25 protein-coding genes and 1 pseudogene are annotated in these 20,415 nt (G+C 74.3%); 7 read left to right on the top strand and 19 right to left on the bottom strand.

Annotated features, from left to right (window positions below; translation table 11 throughout):
* Nucleotides 1–37: 37 nt before the first annotated feature.
* The 3 genes from C8D89_RS25440 to C8D89_RS29555 all read right to left on the bottom strand — a co-directional run bounded on the left by C8D89_RS25440 (nucleotide 38) and on the right by C8D89_RS29555 (nucleotide 2,131).
* Complete coding sequence (locus tag C8D89_RS25440) at nucleotides 38–787, bottom strand: LLM class flavin-dependent oxidoreductase (RefSeq protein WP_116710936.1); 750 nt, start codon at nucleotides 785–787, stop codon at nucleotides 38–40.
* A gap of 67 nt (nucleotides 788–854) precedes the next feature.
* Entirely contained in the window at nucleotides 855–1,847 is a 993-nt protein-coding gene (locus tag C8D89_RS25435) for an LLM class flavin-dependent oxidoreductase (protein ID WP_116710935.1), read from the bottom strand.
* Between the two features lie 125 nt (nucleotides 1,848–1,972).
* Nucleotides 1,973–2,131 (bottom strand): DUF421 domain-containing protein, encoded by a 159-nt coding sequence (locus tag C8D89_RS29555; protein WP_165825941.1) that lies wholly within the window; start codon nucleotides 2,129–2,131, stop codon nucleotides 1,973–1,975.
* Nucleotides 2,132–2,346: 215 nt separating this feature from the next.
* Here C8D89_RS29555 and C8D89_RS25430 point away from each other — a divergent pair, with 215 nt between their 5' ends.
* Complete coding sequence (locus C8D89_RS25430; RefSeq protein ID WP_116710934.1) at nucleotides 2,347–2,769, top strand: CBS domain-containing protein; 423 nt, start codon at nucleotides 2,347–2,349, stop codon at nucleotides 2,767–2,769.
* A gap of 32 nt (nucleotides 2,770–2,801) precedes the next feature.
* Here the strand turns inward: C8D89_RS25430 and C8D89_RS25425 are convergent, their stop codons facing one another.
* The 9 genes and pseudogenes from C8D89_RS25425 to C8D89_RS31245 all read right to left on the bottom strand — a co-directional run.
* Nucleotides 2,802–3,101: a cation:proton antiporter gene (locus C8D89_RS25425; protein WP_243418379.1), complete on the bottom strand. Its 300-nt coding sequence runs from the start codon at nucleotides 3,099–3,101 to the stop codon at nucleotides 2,802–2,804.
* Nucleotides 3,101–3,379, bottom strand: coding sequence for a monovalent cation/H+ antiporter complex subunit F (locus C8D89_RS25420; RefSeq protein WP_116710932.1), 279 nt, complete (start codon nucleotides 3,377–3,379; stop codon nucleotides 3,101–3,103). The genes C8D89_RS25425 and C8D89_RS25420 overlap by 1 nt, the downstream gene beginning before the upstream one ends.
* Nucleotides 3,376–3,837: a Na+/H+ antiporter subunit E gene (locus C8D89_RS25415; RefSeq protein ID WP_243418378.1), complete on the bottom strand. Its 462-nt coding sequence runs from the start codon at nucleotides 3,835–3,837 to the stop codon at nucleotides 3,376–3,378. The genes C8D89_RS25420 and C8D89_RS25415 overlap by 4 nt, the downstream gene beginning before the upstream one ends.
* A gap of 17 nt (nucleotides 3,838–3,854) precedes the next feature.
* A complete protein-coding gene (locus C8D89_RS25410) occupies nucleotides 3,855–5,276 on the bottom strand; it encodes a complex I subunit 5 family protein (RefSeq protein ID WP_116710930.1) in 1,422 nt (473 codons plus the stop codon).
* Nucleotides 5,273–5,656 carry a sodium:proton antiporter gene (locus C8D89_RS25405; RefSeq protein WP_116710929.1) on the bottom strand — a complete coding sequence of 128 codons (384 nt, stop codon included), beginning with the start codon at nucleotides 5,654–5,656 and terminating at the stop codon, nucleotides 5,273–5,275. The genes C8D89_RS25410 and C8D89_RS25405 overlap by 4 nt, the downstream gene beginning before the upstream one ends.
* Nucleotides 5,653–6,117 carry an MnhB domain-containing protein gene (locus tag C8D89_RS25400; protein ID WP_243418377.1) on the bottom strand — a complete coding sequence of 155 codons (465 nt, stop codon included), beginning with the start codon at nucleotides 6,115–6,117 and terminating at the stop codon, nucleotides 5,653–5,655. Before C8D89_RS25400 ends, C8D89_RS25405 begins: the two co-directional genes overlap by 4 nt.
* Nucleotides 6,114–8,411 (bottom strand): hydrogen gas-evolving membrane-bound hydrogenase subunit E, encoded by a 2,298-nt coding sequence (mbhE, locus tag C8D89_RS25395; protein WP_243418376.1) that lies wholly within the window; start codon nucleotides 8,409–8,411, stop codon nucleotides 6,114–6,116. Before mbhE ends, C8D89_RS25400 begins: the two co-directional genes overlap by 4 nt.
* Nucleotides 8,412–8,601: 190 nt before the next feature.
* Entirely contained in the window at nucleotides 8,602–9,186 is a 585-nt protein-coding gene (locus C8D89_RS25390) for a nitroreductase/quinone reductase family protein (RefSeq protein ID WP_207787425.1), read from the bottom strand.
* 149 nt (nucleotides 9,187–9,335) lie between these two features.
* Nucleotides 9,336–9,848, bottom strand: a pseudogene (locus C8D89_RS31245) (VC0807 family protein); the annotation flags it as partial.
* A 168-nt stretch (nucleotides 9,849–10,016) separates the two neighbouring features.
* Here C8D89_RS31245 and C8D89_RS25380 point away from each other — a divergent pair.
* Together C8D89_RS25380 and C8D89_RS25375 are read left to right on the top strand one after the other, a co-directional pair.
* The gene (locus C8D89_RS25380; protein WP_243418375.1) at nucleotides 10,017–11,144 is read left to right on the top strand and encodes a sensor histidine kinase; all 1,128 of its coding nucleotides are present in this window, start codon (nucleotides 10,017–10,019) and stop codon (nucleotides 11,142–11,144) included.
* Nucleotides 11,132–11,791, top strand: coding sequence for a response regulator (locus tag C8D89_RS25375; RefSeq protein ID WP_116710927.1), 660 nt, complete (start codon nucleotides 11,132–11,134; stop codon nucleotides 11,789–11,791). The genes C8D89_RS25380 and C8D89_RS25375 overlap by 13 nt, the downstream gene beginning before the upstream one ends.
* Nucleotides 11,792–11,817: 26 nt before the next feature.
* Here the strand turns inward: C8D89_RS25375 and C8D89_RS25370 are convergent, their stop codons facing one another.
* Both C8D89_RS25370 and C8D89_RS25365 read right to left on the bottom strand, forming a co-directional pair.
* Nucleotides 11,818–12,594: a TetR/AcrR family transcriptional regulator gene (locus C8D89_RS25370; RefSeq protein ID WP_116710926.1), complete on the bottom strand. Its 777-nt coding sequence runs from the start codon at nucleotides 12,592–12,594 to the stop codon at nucleotides 11,818–11,820.
* A gap of 259 nt (nucleotides 12,595–12,853) precedes the next feature.
* The gene (locus C8D89_RS25365; RefSeq protein WP_116710925.1) at nucleotides 12,854–13,807 is read right to left on the bottom strand and encodes a DUF5996 family protein; all 954 of its coding nucleotides are present in this window, start codon (nucleotides 13,805–13,807) and stop codon (nucleotides 12,854–12,856) included.
* Nucleotides 13,808–13,933: 126 nt separating this feature from the next.
* On the opposite strand from C8D89_RS25365, the gene C8D89_RS25360 reads away from it, so the two are divergent.
* Nucleotides 13,934–14,374: a hypothetical protein gene (locus tag C8D89_RS25360; RefSeq protein ID WP_116710924.1), complete on the top strand. Its 441-nt coding sequence runs from the start codon at nucleotides 13,934–13,936 to the stop codon at nucleotides 14,372–14,374.
* A gap of 144 nt (nucleotides 14,375–14,518) precedes the next feature.
* Nucleotides 14,519–14,980, top strand: a complete 462-nt coding sequence (locus tag C8D89_RS25355) for a DUF7144 family membrane protein (protein WP_116710923.1) — start codon at nucleotides 14,519–14,521, stop codon at nucleotides 14,978–14,980.
* Nucleotides 14,981–15,025: 45 nt separating this feature from the next.
* On the opposite strand, the gene C8D89_RS25350 is transcribed toward C8D89_RS25355, so the two are convergent.
* Both C8D89_RS25350 and C8D89_RS29920 read right to left on the bottom strand, forming a co-directional pair.
* Nucleotides 15,026–15,361 (bottom strand): SHOCT domain-containing protein, encoded by a 336-nt coding sequence (locus tag C8D89_RS25350; RefSeq protein ID WP_116710922.1) that lies wholly within the window; start codon nucleotides 15,359–15,361, stop codon nucleotides 15,026–15,028.
* A gap of 5 nt (nucleotides 15,362–15,366) precedes the next feature.
* The gene (locus C8D89_RS29920; protein ID WP_207787424.1) at nucleotides 15,367–17,046 is read right to left on the bottom strand and encodes a DUF6325 family protein; all 1,680 of its coding nucleotides are present in this window, start codon (nucleotides 17,044–17,046) and stop codon (nucleotides 15,367–15,369) included.
* Between the two features lie 225 nt (nucleotides 17,047–17,271).
* Here C8D89_RS29920 and C8D89_RS25335 point away from each other — a divergent pair, with 225 nt between their 5' ends.
* Nucleotides 17,272–17,550 carry a YrhK family protein gene (locus tag C8D89_RS25335; RefSeq protein ID WP_207787423.1) on the top strand — a complete coding sequence of 93 codons (279 nt, stop codon included), beginning with the start codon at nucleotides 17,272–17,274 and terminating at the stop codon, nucleotides 17,548–17,550.
* 33 nt (nucleotides 17,551–17,583) lie between these two features.
* Here the strand turns inward: C8D89_RS25335 and C8D89_RS25330 are convergent, their stop codons facing one another.
* The 3 genes from C8D89_RS25330 to C8D89_RS25320 form a co-directional block, all read right to left on the bottom strand.
* Nucleotides 17,584–19,002, bottom strand: coding sequence for a chloride channel protein (locus C8D89_RS25330; protein WP_116710921.1), 1,419 nt, complete (start codon nucleotides 19,000–19,002; stop codon nucleotides 17,584–17,586).
* A gap of 121 nt (nucleotides 19,003–19,123) precedes the next feature.
* Nucleotides 19,124–19,534 carry an NUDIX domain-containing protein gene (locus tag C8D89_RS25325; RefSeq protein WP_165825940.1) on the bottom strand — a complete coding sequence of 137 codons (411 nt, stop codon included), beginning with the start codon at nucleotides 19,532–19,534 and terminating at the stop codon, nucleotides 19,124–19,126.
* 35 nt (nucleotides 19,535–19,569) lie between these two features.
* Complete coding sequence (locus C8D89_RS25320) at nucleotides 19,570–19,905, bottom strand: bifunctional 3-phenylpropionate/cinnamic acid dioxygenase ferredoxin subunit (protein WP_116710920.1); 336 nt, start codon at nucleotides 19,903–19,905, stop codon at nucleotides 19,570–19,572.
* A 211-nt stretch (nucleotides 19,906–20,116) separates the two neighbouring features.
* On the opposite strand from C8D89_RS25320, the gene C8D89_RS25315 reads away from it, so the two are divergent.
* Nucleotides 20,117–20,311 carry a hypothetical protein gene (locus tag C8D89_RS25315; RefSeq protein WP_133252068.1) on the top strand — a complete coding sequence of 65 codons (195 nt, stop codon included), beginning with the start codon at nucleotides 20,117–20,119 and terminating at the stop codon, nucleotides 20,309–20,311.
* Nucleotides 20,312–20,415 lie beyond the last annotated feature (104 nt).

Genomic DNA, 20,415 nt, shown 5'->3' with positions numbered 1-20,415 from the left:
TTCTCCTCGGGTCGGTGGTGGCGGGTCGGTGGTGGCGTCACGGGACCAGCGCCCGGACCCGTTCGGGCTCCGGGCCGCCCGGCTCGATCAGCACCACGGCGTCGTCGAACCCGGCCTCCGCGTAGCGCTGGAGCCGCTCGCGGGTCGGCCCCAGATCGTCCCGCCCGGCCAGCCGGACGGCGCAGACGACGGCCCGCCGTCCCCCGGCGGCGCGGAACCGCGCGTGGGCGGCGACGATCTCCTCGGCGCTGTGGCGATGGTCGGCGGCCAGCCATCCGTCGAAGTCCCGGGCGGCCCGCTCGACGTTCGCGCCCCACGAGCCGAGCAGCAGCGGCGGCCGCCGGGCGTCCCGCGCGGGCGCGAGCTCGACCTCGTCGTCCCGCCCGTCGGCGAGCAGGACCCGCAGCCGCGCCACGTCGCGGTGGAAGGTGCGGAAGCGTCCTGCGAAGTCCCGGTCGACGGCGGCGAAGTCGGCGGCGGAGGACCCCGGGCTGACGCCGAGGGACAGGCGGTCGCCGCAGACGGAGGCGAGCGACAGGACCCGGTGGGCCAGGTCGGCAGGATGGTGGAGCGGCACCTGCACGGTGGCCGTCCCCAGCTCGACGCCGCCGGTGGCCGCGGCCGCCGCCGCCAACGTCACGAACGGGTCGGGGACCAGGGAGCCGCGCCCGACGACCTGCGGCGTCCACAGGCTCTCGAAGCCCGCGCCCTCCAGCCGCTGCGCCCACCGGGCGATCGCGAAGGGCGGCGCCTCGGCGAGATGGGCGAGCGTCGCACCCAAGCGCACGTGCTCTCTCCCGAGTGGTGACGAGCGGACCCGGCGGGTGGCCCGCCGGAACTCCTCCGGCGCGCCTCTACGCCGCCTCGACCCTGGGCAGGATGTCGTTCTTGATCCGCTTGAGGTCGTCGAGCGTCTTCTCCACCGGCACGTCGGTGAACGGAGGCCAGATGAGCGGCATCGTCAGGCCGGCCTCCCGGTACGCCTTGAGCCGATCCGTGACCTGCTTCTCGGTGCCCACGAGGAGGTTGGACGCGACGCCGTTGTCGGACTGGTCGGTCTCCTCGTCGGTGATGACCGTCCAGATCATGCTGCAGATCTCGAGGTCCTTCGAGCGCTTCGGGCTGCCGATCTCCTCGAACTGCTGGTCGATGGCCGTGAGCCACTTCCCGAGACCGGTCGGCGAGTCCTGGATCCCGATCCATCCGTCGAGGTCGTACTTCGTGATGCGCTTCGCCGAGCGCAGGGGGTCCCGGAGGCCGCTCATGAAGATCGGCGGGCGCGGCTGCTGCAGCGGCTTCGCGCCGAACCCGCACCGGTCGAAGTCGGCGAACTCGCCGTGGTACTCGAAGAGCTCGTTGCCCCAGATGCCCTGCAGGACCTCGATGGTCTCGCGGACGTGCTTGTGCCTCTTGGGGAAGATGTGCGCCGCGCTCGCGGCGGCGAACTCCTCGGGCATCCAGCCCGCGCCGAGGCCGACGTTGAGCCGGCCGTTCGAGAGGTGGTCGATGGTCGCCAGCTCCGCGGCGAGGACCCCGGGCGCGCGGAACGGGGTGTCGGTGATGCTCTGACCGATGCGCACCTTCGAGGTCTTCGCGGCGAGCCACGGGAGCAGCGGGAAGCCCTGGAACCACTGCCCCCGGGAGGTCACCGGAAGGGCGTGCGGCAGACCCTCCATCATGCCGAACGTGTGCTGGAGCTCCTCGCGGTCGGACGCCTCCGGCACGACGACGCGATCGAGCGTCCAGACGGAGTCGAAGTCGAGCTCCTCGGCGAGTGCGGTGAGGTCCTCGAGCTCCTTGACGGTCACCGTGTCGCGGAAGTTCGGCAGGTAGAGAGCGAGCTTCATGGGGGTACGGCCTCCTCGCCGTCGGTGTCAGGCGAATCACATCTCGGCCGGACCGACCCTCCCGCACCCGTCGATCGGACGCAAGCACGTCGCGCACAACCGGTCGCTGTGGGCCGCCGGGGCGGTCAGGTCTCCCGCGCCACCTCACCGCCGGCGCGCAGGGCCGCCGCGGCCGGCTGCTGGTCGACGGGCTGGTCCCATCGGACGACCGAGAACGCGCCCTTGTTCTCGTAGATCAGGTAGCGCACGTCCGCCTCCCGCGCGACGCCGTGCACGCGCAGCACACCGTGCCGCTCTCCCTCCGCTCGGTGACGCGGGCCCCCGGACGGCGGGGTCGATCAGGGAACGCTCGCGTCCGGCACGGCTACCCACGCCGTCGGCATGGGCACGCGAACCGGTGCGCCCGGGGCGTTACCGCGGCGACCGCACCGGCAAGCCGATGGGTACCGGGTGCCCAGCACCTGGCCACCATCGACCGACATCGACGAGGAGGACGGTCATGGCCACCAAGGCACGCGAGATCATGACGGCGGAGCGCACCTGCGCGAACGAGAGCGACACCGTGCAGTCGGCGGCGAGCACGATGCAGCGCCTCGGCGTCGGGGCCCTGCCGATCTGCGGGCAGGACAACAGGCTCAAGGGCATGGTCACCGACCGCGACATCGTGATCAACGTCGTGGCGGCCGGGAAGGACGCCTCGTCGGTGACGGTGGGGGAGCTCCAGCAGCCCGAGGCGGTGACGATCGGCGCGGACGACGAGGCCGACGAGATCCTGGCGACCATGCGCGAACACAAGGTGCGCCGGCTGCCGGTCATCGACGGCAACGAGCTGGTCGGCGTCATCGCCCTCGCCGACGTGGCCAAGACGCTGGACAACCCGCAGGTGGGCCAGCTCGTCGACGTGCTCTCGACCTCCGACTGACCACCGGGCGATTGGGCGACCGGGCGGCGACGTCATCGCGGGTCGGTCTCGTCGCCGCGCCGGCGGGCCGCCCGCGCGATGGCGTGGGAGGCGACCGGTGAGGTGAGCACGGTGAAGACGATGCCGATGGCGGCGTAGGAGATGGTCGCGGCGTTCTCGGTGGCGATCGAGGACGCCAGCACACAGATCACGCCGGGGCCCGCGGCGAGCCCCTGGGCGTGGAGCTGGCTGTAGGTCCCGGGCATCCGGAGCACCCCGACCAGGGCGATCGTCATCAGCAGCAGGCCGACGACCAGGAGCACGCCGCCCGCGACGTCGAGCACGACGGACATCACTCGAGGGGCCCTCCCGTCGCCAGGTAGCGGGCCGCCGCGACGGTCGCGACGAACGACAGCAGGGCGAGCGCGACGGCCGCGTTCAGGTAGTGCGGGACGTCCCGGAGATAGGACAGCAGCGCCAGCAGCGCGACCACGAGCACCGCGAGCAGGTCGAGGGCGATCAGGCGCTGCAGCACGTCCCGGCCGCGCAGGAGCGCCAGGACACCGACGATGACCAGGGCGGTCACCCAGATCAGGGCCGCCACGACCACGAGGACCGGTACGCCGCTCACGGGAACGTCCGGCGCTGCCGGCTCCGGTAGGCCGCGGCCTGCTCGGCGCGGACGCCGTCCGGGTCGCGGGCGTCGAGGACGTGGACCAGCAGCTCGCCGTGCTCCTCGTCGACGTCGACGACGACCGTGTTGGGTGTGATGCCCAGCCGGATGCCCCAGGTGGCGAACGAGGACGGCGACGTGGGCCCGGTCGGGAGGCGCACCAGCCCCGGGTCGGGGGGACGGCGAAGACAGCAGCGGATCACCTCGGCGCTGCCGGTCACGACGTCGACGAGGGTGCCGCCGATCAGGGCCGGGACCCCGGCGAGCCGCCGCAGCGTGGAGCCGGCGGAGCTCGACGCCGCGCGGTGTCGCCGTCCGGCCGCGACGACCAGGGCGGCGAGCACGAGGCCGATCGCGACGTCGCCGACCTTCACGCTCGAGACGACGAGCAGGTACAGGCCCGTCAGCGCGATCATCCTCAACATGATCCCGATCATGGTCCAGCTCCGTTCGCGGTCCCGGTGAGCACGTCGGCGGCGGCGCCCGACACCGCCGCGAGCGGTTCGGGCCAGACGCCCCCGGCGAGGAGGAGCACGGCGAGGACGACGACCGGCACGCGCCTCGACACCCCCCGCGCCGGCGCGGCGTCCCGGACCTCGGCGTCGGTCACCGCCTCGCGGTCCTCCTCGGCCCAGAACTCCCGCTGGTAGATCAGGAACAGGTAGAGCAGCGACAGCGCGCTGCCCACGACGAGCAGGACGACGAGGGTCGGGCTCCGGGCGTCGACGGCGGTGCGGAAGACCGCCAGCTTCCCGACGAACCCCACCGCCGGCGGCACCCCGGCCACGCTCAGCGCACCCACGACGAACGCGCCGGCGACCAGGGGCCCCCGGACCGCGCTGGTGAGGAACAGCAGCGCCTTGTTCAGCGCGTTGACCACGCTGTAGAGCACCGCCGCCGCGAACCCGACGGGGCCGCCCACCCCGACCGCGACGAGCACGTACCCGACCTGCCCGATCGCCGAGTAGGCCAGCATCTCCGCGGGTCGGTGGCGCGCCACGGCCAGCACCCCGCCGTAGATGATCGAGGCGGCCCCCAGGGCGATGAGGACGGTCGCGGAGAGGCGGAGCTGCTCGGCGAAGACGCCGGGGCCGAACCGCAGCAGTCCGTAGGCGCCGATGTTGGCGACGGCGCCGCTGAGGACGGCGGCGACGGCCGGTCGCGTGTCGGCGTAGACGGTGGGCAGCCAGTAGTGGAAGGGGAACAGCCCGAGCTTGACGCTGAACGCGACGAAGAACCCGACGGCGACCGCGACGGCGGCGTTGGGTGGCACCTCCCGGATCCGCTCGGCCACGTCGGTCATCGCGAGGGTGCCGGTGACCCGGTAGGTCCCGGCCACCGCCACGAGGAAGATGAACGACCCGAGCAGGTTGACCGAGGCGAAGATGACCGCGGCGCGCAGCTGGGCCCGCCCGCCGCCGTAGCCGGTGAGCACGTAGGCCGCGATCATGGACATCTCGAAGAAGACGTAGAAGTTGAAGACGTCGCCGGTGAGGAACAGGCCGTTGAGCCCGGCGGCGAGGAGGACCAGCAGCCCCGGCAGGGTGCGTTGCCCGACGCCGAGGAGCGTCTCCGCGCAGGCCGCCGCGAGCAGCACGAAGCAGGACGACAGGGCGAAGGTGACCCCGAGCGCGTCGGCGCGCAGGAGGATGCCCACGCCGACCGGCCACCCGCCCGTCACGAACGCGACCGTGCCGCCGCGCAGGACGTCGGCGGCCAGGACGCCGAGCACCGCCACGGTGGCCCCGAGCGTCACCACGCCGAGCCACCCCACCGTGCGGCGGCGTCCGTCGAGGACCACGAGCAGCAGCCCGACCGCCCACGGCACGAGGAGCGAGAGCGCGAGGGCGGTCATTCGGTCTCGTCCCCCTCGTGGCGGACGGCCTCGTCCCCGCCCGCACCGGGCCGGTCCACGTCGCGCAGCTCGTCCCGCTCGGCCGTGCCGTGCGTGACGACGACCCGGTGGACCAGGGCGAGCAGCAGGGCGAGCGTGGCCATGCCGATGACGAGCGCGGTGAGGGCCAGCGCCTGCGGGAGCGGGTCGCTCAACGGCCCGCCCTCCTGCGGGTCGATGGGGGCACGTCCCTGCGACAGGCTCGACCCGATGATCGTGACGATGGCGCACTGCGAAATGAGGGCGATCCCGGTGACGACCCGGACGAGGCTGCGCTGGAGCAGGAGGTAGGCGCCGGCACCGAAGAGCACGGCCGCGGCCGCGGCGATGGCGAGCGTCATGCCTGCGGCTCCTGGTCGGGCTCGGCGAGCTGGTGGACGAGCACGGTGACGACGCCGACGACGAGCAGGAAGATGCCGACGTCGAAGCTCACGGCGGTCATCAGCTCGGCCTTGCCCACGCTCACGACCTTCTCGTCGGGCCCGGGGCGGTGGCTGAACACGGGCTCGCCGAGAGCGACGGGGAAGAACCCGCTGGCCAGGGCCAGGAGTGCTCCGCCGACCGCCGCGTAGGGCGCGTGACGGAGCACGGGCAGGGCGGCCTCCGCGCGGCGGGCGCCCAGCGCCACGGCGTTGAGGGCGACGGCGAGACCCACCACCATCCCGGCGGCGAAGCCGTCACCGACCGCCGTGTAGCCCTTGACGATGAGGGCGACGGCGACGACCACGCTCGGCGCCAGCAGCAGGCGTGCCACGACCCGCACGATCACCGTCGGCCCGGGGGGCGCGTCGGGGCCGGTCACCAGAGCCTCCCCCGCCCGAGCAGCGTGGCGACGCCGATCGCCGCGATGAGCAGGACGGTGATCTCGCCGAGGGTGTCGAGCCCGCGGAAGTCGGCGACGATCACCGTGACGACGTCCTGGCCGTGGGCTGCGGGCGCCAGCCGGATCTGCTCGGCGGCCACCGAGGGGGCCTCCCGGGGCTCGGACAGGTAGCCCCAGATCACCACGAACGCGCCGAGCCCGGAGACCGTGGCGATCAGCGGATCGCGCCAGCGCTGCCCCCGCCGTCGTCCGTGTTCCCGTCGCGGCTCGGTGCCCGGCAGGCGCCCGAGCGCGGCCAGGAAGACCAGGGTGAGCATGGTCTCGACCAGCACCGCCACGAGGGCGACGTCCGGTGCCGCCCGCAGGGCGTAGACCGCGGCGAGCCCGAAGCCGACCGCGGCCAGGGCGAGCACGATGCCGAGCCGTTCCCGCGTGCGCGCCGCGACGAGCGTGGCGACCCCGACGAGCACCAGCAGCGGCAGCACGAGCCAGTCCGCCCCCGCGATCGGCCCCACCGTGAACGCCCGCGCCACCGGGGTGGCGGCGAACGCGGCGGCGGCGAGCGCCCCCGCCGGGACGAGCACGGCGGCGATGCTGCTGCGCAGGTCCCGGGTCTCCCAGTCGTGCAGCCGCTCGGACACACGGCGCAGTCCGATCACGGAGGCGGTGTAGGCGCGCCGCGGACCGAGCCGGTCACCGGCCGTGGCGACGAGGCGGGACGCCCGGTCGCGGAGCCCCGCGGCCGCGAGCAGCAGCCCGCCGAGGGCCCACGCCGCCAGGGCCATGACGTTGGTCGCCCGGAGATCGAGGTGGTAGGCGGGTGAGAGCGTCACCGGTGCGGCGTGGGAGACGGCGCCGGCGCCCTCGGCCAGGGTCGTGATCGGCGACGGCACCACCCCGGCCGCGACCGCCACCAGCGCCAGGACCACCACCGGCACGAGCAGGACGGGGGACAGCGCGGCAGGGGCGGTGGCGAGCGGCCCCAGGAACAGACGGATCCAGTAGCGGCCGATGTAGGCGAAGGTCAGGGCCGCGGCCAGCACGGACGCCACCGTCAGGACCGGACCGTGTTCCTTCGCGGCCGCGAAGAAGAGCTCGTCGGAGAAGAACCCTCCGGTGAGCGGGAGCGCGGCGAGGGTCGCGGCCGCCACGCCCGTGGCCGCGGCCAGCACGGGCATGCGCCGGCCGAGCCCGCCCAGCCGGGACAGGCGGTCCTCCCCCGTCGCCGTCGTCACCGCCCCGGCGGACAGGAACAGGGCGCTCTTGGCCACCGCGTGCACGACCACGTAGAACGCGGCGGCGCCGGCGGCGGCCGCCCCGACCATGCCGTAGAGGGTGACCACGTACCCGTACTGGGAGATGGTCGAGTAGGCCAGCACCTGCTTGAGCTCGTCGCGGCCGAGGGCGAGCACGCCGCCCACCGCGACGGACGTCAGCCCGACGACGAGCAGGACGGTCAGCACGACCTCGCTGCGGGCCAGCAGCGGGTGGACCCGGCCCAGGACGAGCACGCCGGCGGCGACCATCGCCGCCGAGTGCAGGTACGCCGACACCGGGGTCGGGGCCTCCATGGCCCGCGGCAACCAGAAGTGCAGCGGGACCTGGGCACTCTTGGCGAGTGCCGCCACGGCGATCAGCAGGCCCGCGACCGTCGTCGTGGTCCCCGGCTCCACCGTCGCGACGAGCTCGGGGATCGAGAAGGTGCCGTAGGTCGAGTACAGCAGCACCGCGCCCGCGAGCAGCGCGACCGCGGGCACGATCGTCACCAGCAGCGCGGTCAGCGCGGCGGTCCGGGCCGCCCGGCGTTCGCGGTCGAAGCCGATGAGGAAGTACGAGCACACCGCGGTCAGGTCGAAGAAGACGAACACGAGGACGAGGTCCGTCGCCGTCGCCAGGCCCACCATCGCGGCCGCGAACAGGGCCATCCAGGGCCAGAAGCGCCGGCGTTCCGCGAGCGGACGGTCGTCCTCGACCAGGTGCTGGCGCAGGTAGCGGGTCCCGTAGGCGAACACGAGGACGCCGACACCGGTGGCGAGGAGGGAGTAGAGCGCGGCGAGCCCGTCGAACGCGAACGACAGGCGCAGGTCGAGGGACGGCACCCACGGCAGCGACACCGTGCCGCCACCCCGCTGCCAGGCGACCAGGCACACGACGAAGCCCACCGCCGCGGTGGCGCACGAGGCCCACCCCTGCACGTCGGGCCGTCGCCGCGACGACGGCGGAGCGGGAGCGCCCCCGGTCGTGCGGTCGAGACGTCCGGACAGCTCCCCCAACTCCTCCGCTCGCTGGTGCTCGCCTCGTGGCTCCGGGTCCGGGCCGCCGGTGTGGGCACGGCGGACGCGGGAGGGCGCGGGATCTCGAGATGCGGTCGCCGCCCGCCGTGTGGAGCGGCACCCGCCGGCCAGGGTCGGCCGGCCGACCACGACGCCGGTGCTCGCTGGTCTCGCCACCACCGACGCACCGTCAGGGTGACAGACGATCCTCCGCGGGGCTCGGCGGCGCGGCGGGCTCACCTCGACCCGCGGAGGTGTCGGAGGTGTCGGAGGTGTCGGAGGTGTCGGAGGTGTCGGAGGTGTCGGAGGTGGTGGTGCCGCGGCGCGGGGCCACCCGGAAGACGGGATAGCGGTCCGTCACGTCCTCGAAGTCGCTGAGCGGCGCGTCGACCGGTACGGGGACGTGGACCCGCGCGTTCGGGGCGCGCTCGAGGTAGGCCCGGAGAACGATGGCGCGCCGCGATGGCGGGACCTCCTCGAGGCGCACCCACTCCCGCACGCCGTGCCGCAGGGCGGCGTTCCCGCCGGCGGCGCGGACGTTGCGGACCCAGTTCACGTCCTGGCCCAGCATCGACACGAGGTAGCGCTCTCCCCGGACGTGGGCGACGACGAGCGGCACGGACAGCCTCCGGCCGGAGCGCCGACCGGTGACCTCCAGCGACACGAGGCGGTCGGGCCCGAACCCGCGGGCGGACAGGGCCGCGGTGAGACGGTCGGCGAGGCGTGCGAGACGGCGCGGGCGGCCGCCGGGGTAGAGCCAGGTGCGGAACGACACGGGTTTCCTCCTCGGCAGGGGTTCAGTGGTCGGCCGACGCGCTCGAGCGAGCGGTCCGGCGCGATTTCGGGAGGGCGCGACCGGGCGAAGAGCGCGCGCCAGTGCCCGGACGACCGGAGCAGCAGGTGGGTCGGCGCCTGGAGACCGAGCAGCGTGATGACGGAGAGGGCAGCGCCCAGCGCCGGCACCGCCGCCACGGGCAGGGTGTAGGCCATGAGGACGCGCAGGGCGCTGTCCGCGAGGCCGACCGTGCCCCAGATCGCGGTGTCGATCCGCCACACGCGACGGAACCCCGGCTCGGCCGACCACAACCGGTCCATGAGGACAGCGCGGCGGGGCAGGAGCGCTCTCGTGGCGGTGAAGCAGAACGGCCTCGGTCCCCACAGGGTGCTCAGCATCCACAGCCCGAAGGGCGCAGTGATCACTGCATCCCGGGCGAGGAGGTCCCGTACGTCGCCGGCGGCGAGCGCGGAGACGAGCCCGGCGAGCACCGCGACGAGGGCGAGGACCGGCATCGGCGCGAGGCGGCGCTCGCGTACGGCGGTGAGAACGATGTGCAGCAGCGGGGGCACGCTCCCTGCGGCCAGCGCGGTGAGGTCGTCGACGCCCGCCGACCGCAGCCCGTAGAACACGGCCAGCGGCCCGGCGAGGTCGAGGAGCACCGTGCGGATCGCGGCGCCCGGGGGCCGGGGGAACACGGACCCGAGGGTGGGGCGTCGGCGTCCGCCCGCGCCTCGGTCCCGGGGCGGGAGCGGTGTGCTCGGAGGGCGAGGGTGGCGTCGACTTTCGTCGGATGTGCCGCCCCGGTCCGTCCTCCTACCCTGCCGGGCGTGGACCGGACGGAGTCCCCGCGCTGCCGGGGGTGGCTGGCTGCGACGGGCACGACGGTCGTGCTCGCCGTCCTGTCGACCCTGACCGTGCTCGGACGGGCGGACGCGATCTGGCCGACCGGAACGCTCGCGGTGGACGCGGGCGTCGTCCTGCTCTCCTGCGCGCTCGTCCCGGTCGTGCTGCGCTGGCCGGTGCCCGGCGCCCTCGCGATGGCGGCGCTCGCCACGATCTCTCCGGCGGGCACGCCGGGCGCGACCTTCGCCGTGCTGCGCGTCGCGGCACTGCGCCCGCTGCCGATGGCCGTGGGGATCGGCGCCGTCGGGATCGTCGCGCACGCCGCCCAGGGGCTCCTGCGGCCGGTGCCCGACCTGCCCTACGCGTGGCTCGTCGTGATCGTCGTCGCCGCCCACGCCGCCCTGGTCGCGTGGGGTGCGCTCGCCCGGCAGCGGTCGGCCGTCCGGGAGGAACGGGTGCGGCGGGCCGAGGAGGAGCAGGCCGAGAGGGTCGCGGCAGCCCGCGGGCACGAGCGCGCGCTCATCGCGCGTGAGATGCACGACGTCCTCGCCCACCGACTCTCGCTGGTCGCCACGGCCGCCGGGGCGCTGGAGTACCGGCCCGACGCGGCGCCCCAGCAGGTCGCCCGCGCCGCGGGGATCGTCCGGGCCGGCGCGCACCAGGCGCTGGAGGAGCTGCGGGAGGTCATCGGCGTGCTGCGGGCCGACACCGACGGGGACGCGCCGCCCCAACCGACCCTGTCCCAGCTGCCGCTCCTGGTCGACGAGTCCCGGGACGCCGGCGTCGACGTCCACCTCGACGACCGCACCCGCGATCACGCGCCGGAGACGCTGGCCCGCACCGCCTACCGCGTGGTGCAGGAGGGCCTGACCAACGCGCGCCGGCACGCTCCCGGCCTCCCGGTCCGCGTCGTGCTCGACGGCGCGCCCGGCGACGGCCTCCGGGTCGAGGTCCGCAACCCCGTCCCGCTCGCGGCCCCGGCATCCGACCAGCGGGGTACCGGGCTCGTCGGGCTGCGCGAGCGCGCGGCCTCGCTCGGCGGTCGCCTGGAGCACGGCGAGACCCGGGAGGGCGACTTCTGTCTCGCCGCCCACCTACCGTGGCCGACGTGACCGAGCCGATCCGGGTACTCGTCGTCGACGACGACGCCCTCGTGCGCGGCGCCCTGGTCATGATGCTCGACGGGGCCGACGGTATCCGCGTCGTCGGCGAGGCGGGCGACGGCGAGGAGGTGCCGGGGCTCGTCGACACCCACGCTCCGCACGTCGTGCTCATGGACCTCCGCATGCCCCGCACCGGGGGGATCACCGCCACGCGCCGGCTGCGGGAGCGGCCGCAGGCGCCCGACGTGGTCGTGCTGACCACGTTCGACAGCGACGAGAACGTGCTCCGCGCCCTGCGGGCCGGGGCCAGCGGCTTCCTGCTCAAGGACACGCCGCCGCCCCGGATCGTCGAGGCCGTGCGGCGAGTGGCCTTCGGCGACCCGATCCTCTCCCCGACCGTGACCCGCCGGTTGATGGAGCAGGCGTCCGCCCAGGCGGGCAATCGCGAGCGCGCACGCGCGGCGCTGCGCTGCCTCAGCGAACGAGAACACGAGGTCGCGGTGGCCGTGGCCCGTGGACGGTCGAACGCCGAGATCGCCGCCGCAGCCCACATGAGCGTCGCCACCGTGAAGGCGCACGTCTCGCACGTGCTGACCAAGCTCGACCTCGACAACCGCACCCAGATCGCCCTGCTGGTCCACGATGCGGACGGGTGAGGCCACCGGCGCCGGACACCGCGCCGTCATCGGCGCCGACCGGGCGCCGCCCGGTCGGCCGCGTCGGCGTCGGGGAGCGCGCCGATGGCGTGGATCTCGAGGCGGTCGACGTCGTGCGGTCCCACCCCGACGGGACGGGCTCGCTGCTGCCAGGGCCGCGCCGCCCACTGCTCGACCCAGCCCGGGGCGGCGATCAGCGGGAGCAGCCCCGCCCAGAACGTGTTCATCAGGTCCCACAGGGGTTCGCCGCTGCCCGGCGAGTCGTGCACCGTCGCCCGCCCGGCGAGGCCGGCGACGACCTCGCCGGCGACCCACGCCGGGTCGGCCTCGGTGCGAAGCAGGCCCGCGTCCCGTGCCTCGAGGAGCAGTCCTTCGGCCTGGTCACGCCACCACCCGCTGACCTCCGCCAGGGTCGGCGAGGCCACCACCCGGTCGCGGAGGACCCGACCGGCCCCGCGCACGATCGGGTCGTCGAGGCGGACGATCACGGCGTCGGTCAGCAGGACCAGCGCCTCCAGGGCGTCCCCGGCGGCGCCGCGGACCGCGGGCAGGACCTGGTCCCACGACTGGGTCATCGCCGCGACGAGCGCCTCGGCGAGCGCCTGCTTCGACGCGAAGTGGAAGTAGAACGCCCCCTTGGTCGCCGGCCCGTGCTCCAGGAGCTCGCTCAGCGGCGTGCCGTGGAAGCCGTGGACCGCGAAGTGCTCCCCGGCCGCCGCGAGCAGGACGCGACGTGTCGCGCGGGCCCGCGCCTGCTGCGGCACCCGCGGACCCCCGACCGCGGGCGCGACCTCACTGACCATGCCGCTCTCCCCCCACCACCGGCGCGACGCCGACGCCGCGACCGGGCCGACCGTGACCGGTCAGGGCAGTGTGGGGTCTCTCCCGGCGGGTGGCCACACCCGTCGACGACGAGGCCCCGACGTCTACCGCAGAACCAGACCGTACGGTACGTTTCGTTCAGCGGGCCGAGGTACGGAGTCGGGGGTCCCGATCCGCGTGGGGGAGGCGACGTCGCCGGGCGGGGGGTCGGCGACGTCGCCGCCACCGCCGTCACTGCGGTCACCGGGGGCCGGCGCGGCGCTGCGGGTCGTCCTCCAGGGCCGCACGGTCCCAGTCCCCGTTGTCGGCGGCGGCCTCGTAGGTGTCCTGGAGGAACGCCAGCAGGGTCTGCTCCGGGTCCGAGCTGGTGCGGACGGCCTCGTAGGGCAGCAGGAACTGGCCGGCGGCGCTGCTGTACGCGGCCTCCGACGGGCGCACCGGGTGCCGGGCGAATCCGTCGGGCTCGGGGTAGGCGTAGGCGTAGAAGGCGCCCTCGGCACCGCCTCCCGGCCAGAAGCCGCAGCTGCTGAGCTCGTGGGAGTAGCCCTCGACCATCACCCAGTCCCCGCAGTTGGGGGCCCCTCCCGGGTGGGTGGGGGGCGTGCGCCCGGAGAAACGGGTGACGGCCATGTCGAAGCTGCCCCAGAAGAAGTGCACGGGGCTGACCTTGCCGATGAAGCGCGACCGGAACTCGGTGAGCACACGGTGCGCCTGGACGAGCTGTCCCCAGAACCGGTGGGCGGCGTCGGCGTCGTAGGCGGCGTGCTCGTGGTCGTCCTCGAACGGGATGGCCCGCTCGACCTCGACGGGCCTGGTGCTGATCGGGACGTCGAGGCCGAGGTCGGAGAGGGCGCGCCGGGTCTCGTCGTGGAACTGCGCCACCGACTTCGGCGCGAGGGCGACGGTCCGTTCGCCGCCGCTGCTGACGCGGACCCGCAGCAGGTGGTCGACGAAGTCGAACTCGACGTCGAACAGGCGCCGGCCCCAGGGCACCGACGAGGTGGTGAGCCCGCGCGGTGAGACGTAGAGCGGCACCTGCCACCAGTGGTTGATCATGGGTGCGGCGGCGAGGCGGACCTTGCCGACGACCTGCGTCCACATGTGCAACGTGTCGCGGGTGTCCTCCCAGTCGGCGACGCGCAGCGCCGGCCAGGCGTCGGGCGCGTGGGGGTCGCTGGCGGGGGTCGAGCGCATCCGTGGCTCCCGGGGTGCTGCGGCGAGGTCGTGTCCTGGACCGGACGGGCTACACAGCTTGGCCCTCCCGGTCACGCCTCGCCACACTCTCGCCCGTCACCCGGACCCGGCAGCGTCGAGGCACCCATGAACACGAAGATCGAGGACGGCAGCCGGTGGCTGGCCGGGGTCCTCGGGCTCCTCCTCCTCGTCTGCGGCGGTGGCGCCACTTTCATCCCGGGCACGAACAGCGTCGGGCTGGGGTTCATGCTCGCGGCCGGGGCGGTGCTGACGATCCTCGCCGTGACCGGCGTCCTGCCCCAGAAGTTCAACATCTCGAAGGACAGCATCGACATCGCTTACCAACAGGGTGCCGAAGAGGGATCGAAGGACACCAAGGACGCCGCGAAGGACGCGGTGAAGAAGGCCGCGGCCGCGAACTCCGACCTCACCGCCCAGCTGGCGAAGGCGTCCGACCCGCAGACGATCGAGCAGCTCCTCGCCAGTCACCTCACCCACGCCGTCGAGACCGGCGTACCGGAACCGGTCGAGACGGCGAGAACCCTGGCCGGCCGCCGGCTCCTCTGACGGCGGGCCGCTGCCCCATCGCTGGATCCCGCTCGGTCGCCCTCGGCGGGTGAGGCGCACCGACGCCCCGCCGCGGCACCCTGATCGCCGCCGCGCCGGCGCCCCCGCGTCCGCGGTGCCCGCCGAGGATGGGGAAGTGACGAGATGAGCGGCACGCAGCGCACACCGGCCCAGTGGGTGGACGCGATCTACACGCCGGGGCCGCGCTCGTACGGCTCCGACGTCGACGACTGGACCCGCTGGATCCGCTTCGCCGGCATCGTGATGATGATCGCCGGGGCGATCGGGGTGATCCAGGGGCTGGTCGCGCTCCTGCAGCCGAGCTTCTACGTCGTCAACGGCGGCGACCGCGTGCTCGCCGTCGTCTCCGCCGGCGTGTGGGGCTGGGTCCACCTCGTCCTCGGCGTCCTCGTCGCCGCCGCCGGCGTGGGGGTCCTCGCGGGACGACTGTGGGCCCGCGTGGTGGGCATCGCGCTCGCCGCGACGAGCGCAGTGGTCAACCTGCTGTTCCTCGCGGTGTACCCGATGTGGGCGGTCGTCGTGATCGCCCTCGACATCGCGGTCATCTTCGCGCTCGCGACCGATCGGCGTGGCGCCCGCATGTGAGACCGGGCCGCACGGCCGCCCCGGGGACGGCCGGGCGGGGGACCGTCAGGAGCCGAGGATCCGGCGCTTCTGGTCCGCGAACTCCTGCTCGGTCAACACACCCTGGCTCCGCAGCTCGGCCAGCTCCCGGAGCTGCGCCAGCGTGTCGTCACCTTGCGGCGCCCCGCCCCCGGCCGGCGGTGGGTAGGCGGGCGGCGCGTATGCAGGCGGCGGGTACTCGGGCGGCGGGTACTCGGGCGGCGCGTACGCGGGCGGCGGTGCCGCGGCGGCGTCCTGGGCCGCCCACCTGCCGGCCTGACGACGCGAGACGCGGTTCGACACCGCGGTCGCCGTGCCGGCCACCAGCGCTGTGCGCGCGAGTCCTCGCAGCAGTCCCGGCATGCTCCTCACCCCTCCGTGTCCGCCCCGACGCCCGCCGGAGCGGCGCCGAGGGAAGCCGAGACGACGTCGACGGGGATGCGTCCCCCGGCGACCAACTGCGCACCACCACGGCGGAGCGCCGCCGCGAGCGGAGCCGCCCACACGTTCTCGTAGACGAGGACCGCGGCCGTCGTCCCCGGCGCCAGCACCGTGCCGGCCTCCGCGAGATCGCCTCCGTCGAGCAGCCCCGACGCGGCCCCGTGGAACGCGGCGAGGTCGAGGGAACCGTCGCCGTCCAGGTCGGCGATCTCGATGGTCGTCACCCCGCCGTCGTCCTCCTTGCGGAGGAACACCAGATCGAGGATGCGGATCAGACCGCGGTCCACGAGGTCCAGCAGCAGGGGCATGCCCTCGCCGGTCACCGATCCCGGCGGGAACTCGACGACGAGATAGTCGATGGGACCGGTGTCCGGTCCTGGGTCCGTCATGGTCTGCGGGCCGGCCATGGAGGTACCTCCTCGAGGTGGTGGTCCGTTCGCCCACCGGACGCTGCCGCCCCGGCCTCCGGGTGGCATCGCCCGCCCTGGGTGACTCCGGCCCGACGACCTGCCGTCCACCTCCTGGCCGCGCAGCGATCCCGCTCGTCGAGGCGGCGGCGCCGTGACCGGCAGCTCCCGCGAGCCGCCGAGGACCTCGGAGAGACGGGCGGGCACGTCGGCGAGACCGGCGTCGTCGAGGGCGCGACGCAGGGACGAGGCGTCGGGGGCGGGCGGCGTCCCGGCGGCGAGGACCTGCAGCACGCCCTGGCTCCACGTCACGTCGACGACCTGCCAGGACCGTGTCCGTGCCCACTGTTGTACCGCCGGCTGCGCGGCGGTGAGCACCTGCTGCCCGCGGACCGTCTGGTAGGTCCCGACACCGAGCGGGACGGTCACGGCCACGAGCAGGGCCCCCACGACGACGATCGTGCGTGGCCGCAGGTGGCCGACACGGCGTCCGGCAGCGACGGCGGTCGCCCGCACGCGGTAGAGGAGCAGCACCACCGTGCCGGTGGCGATGATCGCGGTGACGTTGGTGAGGAACAGCAGCATCGCCCCGGCGGCCTGGTCCGGGGCCCCGGACTCCAGCGTCAGACCCACGACGGCCAGCGGCGGGACCAGCGAGATGGCGATCGCCACCCCCGGCAGGGTGTCCGAGACGTCGGACCTCACCAGGGCGAAGGCACCCACGGCGCCGGTGGCCAGCGCCGAGACCAGGTCGACGAGCTCCGGCGACACCCGGGACGCGACCTGGGAGTTCGTCGCGGCGAGCTCCGGCACCGGGCTCAGCAAGCCCGACAGCCACCCGATGACGACCACGAGGACAGCGCCCCCGACGACCACCGCGACGCTCTCGAGGAGCTGGCGCCGGTCGGCCAGCACGAGGGCCAGGGCCGTGCCGAGGATCGGGGTCATCAGGGGGGCGACGATCATCGCGCCGATCACCGTGGCCGTGGAGTCCGCCACCACCCCGGCGCTCGCGATCACGGCGGCGAGCGTCAACAGCATCCAGAACGCGGAGCGCCCGGCACGGTCGGCGAGGAAGAGCTTGCCGGTCATGCGGTCCAGATCGGCCCCCGTCACGGGGGCGAACGGCGCTGACGGCAGCCCCTGGAGCAGGCGGGGGCCGGTCCGCCCCGGCCCGCTCGAGGGCGCTTCGGCCTCCACGGACACCTCCGCTCACGTCGTGTCGAGACGGTGGCGCGCGCCGGAGCCGCCGACCTCACCCCGGGTGGATGAACTCCGCGTCCACGTCCGCTCCCGCCCACGGCGGGCGCCCGGGGCGGAGGCATCCGGCACCGTCGGGTGCGCGCCTCATCCCTCGGGGGCGAGCCGCAGGAGCCCGATCGGGGGTTGCGTGGGTGGGCCCGTCGAGCTCAGAGGGAGACGACCGTGTTCCTGTTCTGGTATCTGCGCCGCATCAGCCGGACCGCTCACGACGTGCCCTGGGTCCATCTCGCGATCGGCCTGGTCGGGAACCTCGCCTTCGTCGTCGGCAGCCTGTTCTTCCTCAGCCCGGCGCTGACGCGGGCGGGGACGTGGCTGTTCGTCGTGGCGTCCTGGGGCCTGCTCATCGGCGTGCTCGGCGAGATCCTGGTCCGCTACGAGACGCGGCGCCGGGCCGCGGCGGCGACACCGCCGGGGTCGTCGCCGGCGGCGGTCGACGGCTGACCCGGCACCAGGGGTCGTGCCGGGGAGACGCCGTCAGGGCCGGGGCGATCCGGCCTCGTCGGGCGCCGTGCCCCCCTCCGCTCCGACATCGCCGGCGGACGGTGCGCCCGGACGGAGGCGGGCGGCCGCGAGGTGGGCCACCACGACGGCGACGATGACCAGCGGGGTGACGGCGAGGCCGTCGGTGGAGAGCAGCAGCACGGCCAGCAGCACCGAGGTCAGGGGCAGGCGCAGCATCACCACGGACATGGCCCCGATACCCATCGCGACCGCCGGCACGACCGAGAGCCCGGGCAGGGGCGCGAGGGCGAGCCCGCCGGCGGCCCCGAGGAACATCGCCGGGAAGATCGGCCCACCCCGGAAGGCGCTGAGCGACACCGCGTACCCGAGGGCCTTGCACGCGACGAGCAGCACGAGAGCGCCCAGCGAGTACGCCGTAGGACCGGCGAGCAGCGCGGGCAGGGACTCCTGCCCCGAGAAGAGCACGTCGGAGGTCGGGTTCCCGGTGCCCAGGGCGTAGAGGGCGGCGAGGACGGCGACCACCAGTCCGGCGGCCGTGGTGAGCAGGACCGGCGCGCGGTCGACGACCGAGCGCAGGCGCAGGGCGGTCCACGAGATCGTCGTGCCCAGGACCGCGGCGGCGAGGCCGATCACGACGGCCCACGCGAACTGCGCCACGTCGGGCCGGACGAAGGCCGGGAGATCGGGCAGGACGAGCGACACCGGTCCCAGCCCGGTCAGGGAGTCCAGGCCCACGAAGATCAGGGAACCGATGCCGGCGGCGAGGAGGCCCGGGAGCAGGACCAGGCCGAGCGTCGCTCCCCCGATGCCTGCGGCCTCCATCAGCAGGAACGCTCCGAGCAGGGGTGACCCGAGCAGCGTGCTGATCGCGGCGAAGCTCCCGGTGCTGGCGACGACCGTCACCGCGGTCGGGGTGGGCGACGTCCGGGCGGCCCGGACCGCGAGCACGGCGAGGCCGCCGCCGATGGCGATCAGCGGTGCCTCGGGGCCGAGCACGGCGCCGAACACCAGGGTCGAGGCCGCCGCGACGATCACCCCGGGCAGCTCGCGGGCCGTCGGCGGCGCGTGGGTCGAGAAGCCGTCGGCCGGCGAGTGCCCGCCCTGCCCGGGGAGGTACCGGATCGTGCACCCGACGAGAAGCCCGCCGACCGCCAGGATCGGCAGCGGCCACCACACCGGCGACGGGCCCAGCCCGAGCGCGACCGGCAACCGGGTGAACAGGGCGTCCTGGAGGAACGCCACGGCCTGCAGGAAGCCGTACGACAGCGCGGAGATCGGCACACCGAGCAGCGCGGCGAGGACGAGCAGCCGCAGGTAGGCCGGCGAGCGGAGCAGCTCGGCCGGCGTCGGGGGCGCGGGCGGTGGCGCCACACCCGGCGCCGCGGCCGCCGCGGCGTCCCCGGTACCGGCCCCGAGCGGGCTACGGGTCATGGTCCGCCTCCGGCGTGCGGGACGTCAGGGTGGCTGCCGGCGACGGCGGCCCGTCCGACGGTGGGGGCCGCGGGAACGGACGTCATCACCCGCGGAAGGCGAAACGGACCCCGCACCCGCGTCAGCTCACGTCCAGCAGTGGCAGGACGTGCCGCCGGAAGAACCGGCCGTCGGCCGGGTTCGACAGCGTCCTCGCGACCGAGTCCCGGGCCACCCACCGCGCCTCCGGATTGGCCGGGTCGCGCGGGCGGAGCGTCGCCGCGGGACTGCGGAACAGGAACAGCGTGATCGTCTTGAGCTCCGGCAGGCCGTGGCGGAAGCCGGGCCGGGAGTACGACCCCAGCTCCCTCACCAGCTCGAGGTCGGAGAGCCCGCACTCCTCGTGGATCTCGCGTCGCGCCGCGTCGAGCACGCCCTCGCCGGCCTCGACGTGACCCTTGGGCAGGGACCACGTCCGCGCCCACTGGCGGACCACGGCCACCCGACCCCGGGGATCGACGACCACGCCGCCCGCGGCCTGACTCCGCAGCACCCTCGCAGTGTGCACGGTCAGGCCCGAGCTGCGGATCACACCACCCGGGCGAGCTCCCGGTCCCCGACGCGCACCGTCTCCTCGACGTAGACGAACCCGTCGGTCACGGTCACGCGGTGGGTGCGCACCGGCTTCTTCGCCGGCGGGCCACTGGGCCTGCCGGTGCGCAGGTCGAAGCACGCGGCGTGCAGCGGGCACTCCACGGCGCAGCCCTCGAGCCAGCCGTCGGACAGCGACGCGTCCTGGTGCGTGCACGTGTCGTCGATGGCGTAGAGCTCGCCGTCCGCGTTGAACACCGCGATGGCCACCGAGCCCTGCACCCGGACCGACTCCCCGAAGGGGATGTCGGACAGCTCACCCACGTAGATCATTCCGGCTCCTGTTGCGCTGTACGCATCGTGTCCTGCTATCCGCAACAGTAAGCGTGAGGTGCAGGGGCGCCCACGTCAAGCGGAGTGGCCGACATCTCGAAGGTTTCCGTCGCAGCACTGGAGCGTTACTGATACGTGTCTCATATGCCAGTAACGCACTGCGGAACCCGGTCGCCGGTGAGTGGCCGGCGAGGGTGAGGTCACGGGCACGATGCCGGTCGGCGGACAGACCGTCGAGCTGCCGCGGTACGGCATCTTCATGCCGATGGAGGGTTTCGACGATGACCTGGACTCCTCGGTGCTCTACGCCGAGGAGTCCTGCTCGCTGATCTCCGAGGTGCGGCCCGCCGCCGATGTCGTCACGGGCCTCGCCGCGGACGCCGAGGCGCTCGGCCGCGCTGGCTGAGAGGGTCCACAGTTGATCTTCTGGTGGTGTCGGGGGGTGGGTCTAGCGTCGGGTTCGTGAGCATCGATCAGGGCTTTCGGTCCGGCCTGGCGGCCGAGCTGGAG

Origin of the sequence: Actinomycetospora cinnamomea (assembly GCF_003096675.1) — a bacterium.
GTDB lineage: Bacteria > Actinomycetota > Actinomycetes > Mycobacteriales > Pseudonocardiaceae > Actinomycetospora > Actinomycetospora cinnamomea.
Note: the sequence above shows the minus strand (reverse complement) of the source record. Positions and strands in the feature narration are given on the sequence as shown.

Excerpts from the sequence above, each read along its gene's own strand:
- C8D89_RS25370 (WP_116710926.1), bottom strand. The coding sequence starts at position 12,594 with ATGGTCAGTGAGGTCGCGCCCGCGGTCGGGGGTCCGCGGGTGCCGCAG.
- C8D89_RS25330 (WP_116710921.1), bottom strand. The coding sequence starts at position 19,002 with ATGACCCGTAGCCCGCTCGGGGCCGGTACCGGGGACGCCGCGGCGGCC.
- C8D89_RS25430 (WP_116710934.1), top strand. The coding sequence starts at position 2,347 with ATGGCCACCAAGGCACGCGAGATCATGACGGCGGAGCGCACCTGCGCG.
- C8D89_RS25355 (WP_116710923.1), top strand. The coding sequence starts at position 14,519 with ATGAGCGGCACGCAGCGCACACCGGCCCAGTGGGTGGACGCGATCTAC.
- C8D89_RS25415 (WP_243418378.1), bottom strand. The coding sequence starts at position 3,837 with ATGATCGCGCTGACGGGCCTGTACCTGCTCGTCGTCTCGAGCGTGAAG.
- C8D89_RS25365 (WP_116710925.1), bottom strand. The coding sequence starts at position 13,807 with ATGCGCTCGACCCCCGCCAGCGACCCCCACGCGCCCGACGCCTGGCCG.
- C8D89_RS25425 (WP_243418379.1), bottom strand. The coding sequence starts at position 3,101 with ATGTCCGTCGTGCTCGACGTCGCGGGCGGCGTGCTCCTGGTCGTCGGC.
- C8D89_RS25435 (WP_116710935.1), bottom strand. The coding sequence starts at position 1,847 with ATGAAGCTCGCTCTCTACCTGCCGAACTTCCGCGACACGGTGACCGTC.
- C8D89_RS25405 (WP_116710929.1), bottom strand. The coding sequence starts at position 5,656 with ATGACGCTCGCCATCGCCGCGGCCGCGGCCGTGCTCTTCGGTGCCGGC.
- C8D89_RS25320 (WP_116710920.1), bottom strand. The coding sequence starts at position 19,905 with ATGATCTACGTGGGTGAGCTGTCCGACATCCCCTTCGGGGAGTCGGTC.
- C8D89_RS25360 (WP_116710924.1), top strand. The coding sequence starts at position 13,934 with ATGAACACGAAGATCGAGGACGGCAGCCGGTGGCTGGCCGGGGTCCTC.
- C8D89_RS25410 (WP_116710930.1), bottom strand. The coding sequence starts at position 5,276 with ATGACCGCCCTCGCGCTCTCGCTCCTCGTGCCGTGGGCGGTCGGGCTG.
- C8D89_RS25350 (WP_116710922.1), bottom strand. The coding sequence starts at position 15,361 with ATGCCGGGACTGCTGCGAGGACTCGCGCGCACAGCGCTGGTGGCCGGC.
- C8D89_RS25315 (WP_133252068.1), top strand. The coding sequence starts at position 20,117 with ATGCCGGTCGGCGGACAGACCGTCGAGCTGCCGCGGTACGGCATCTTC.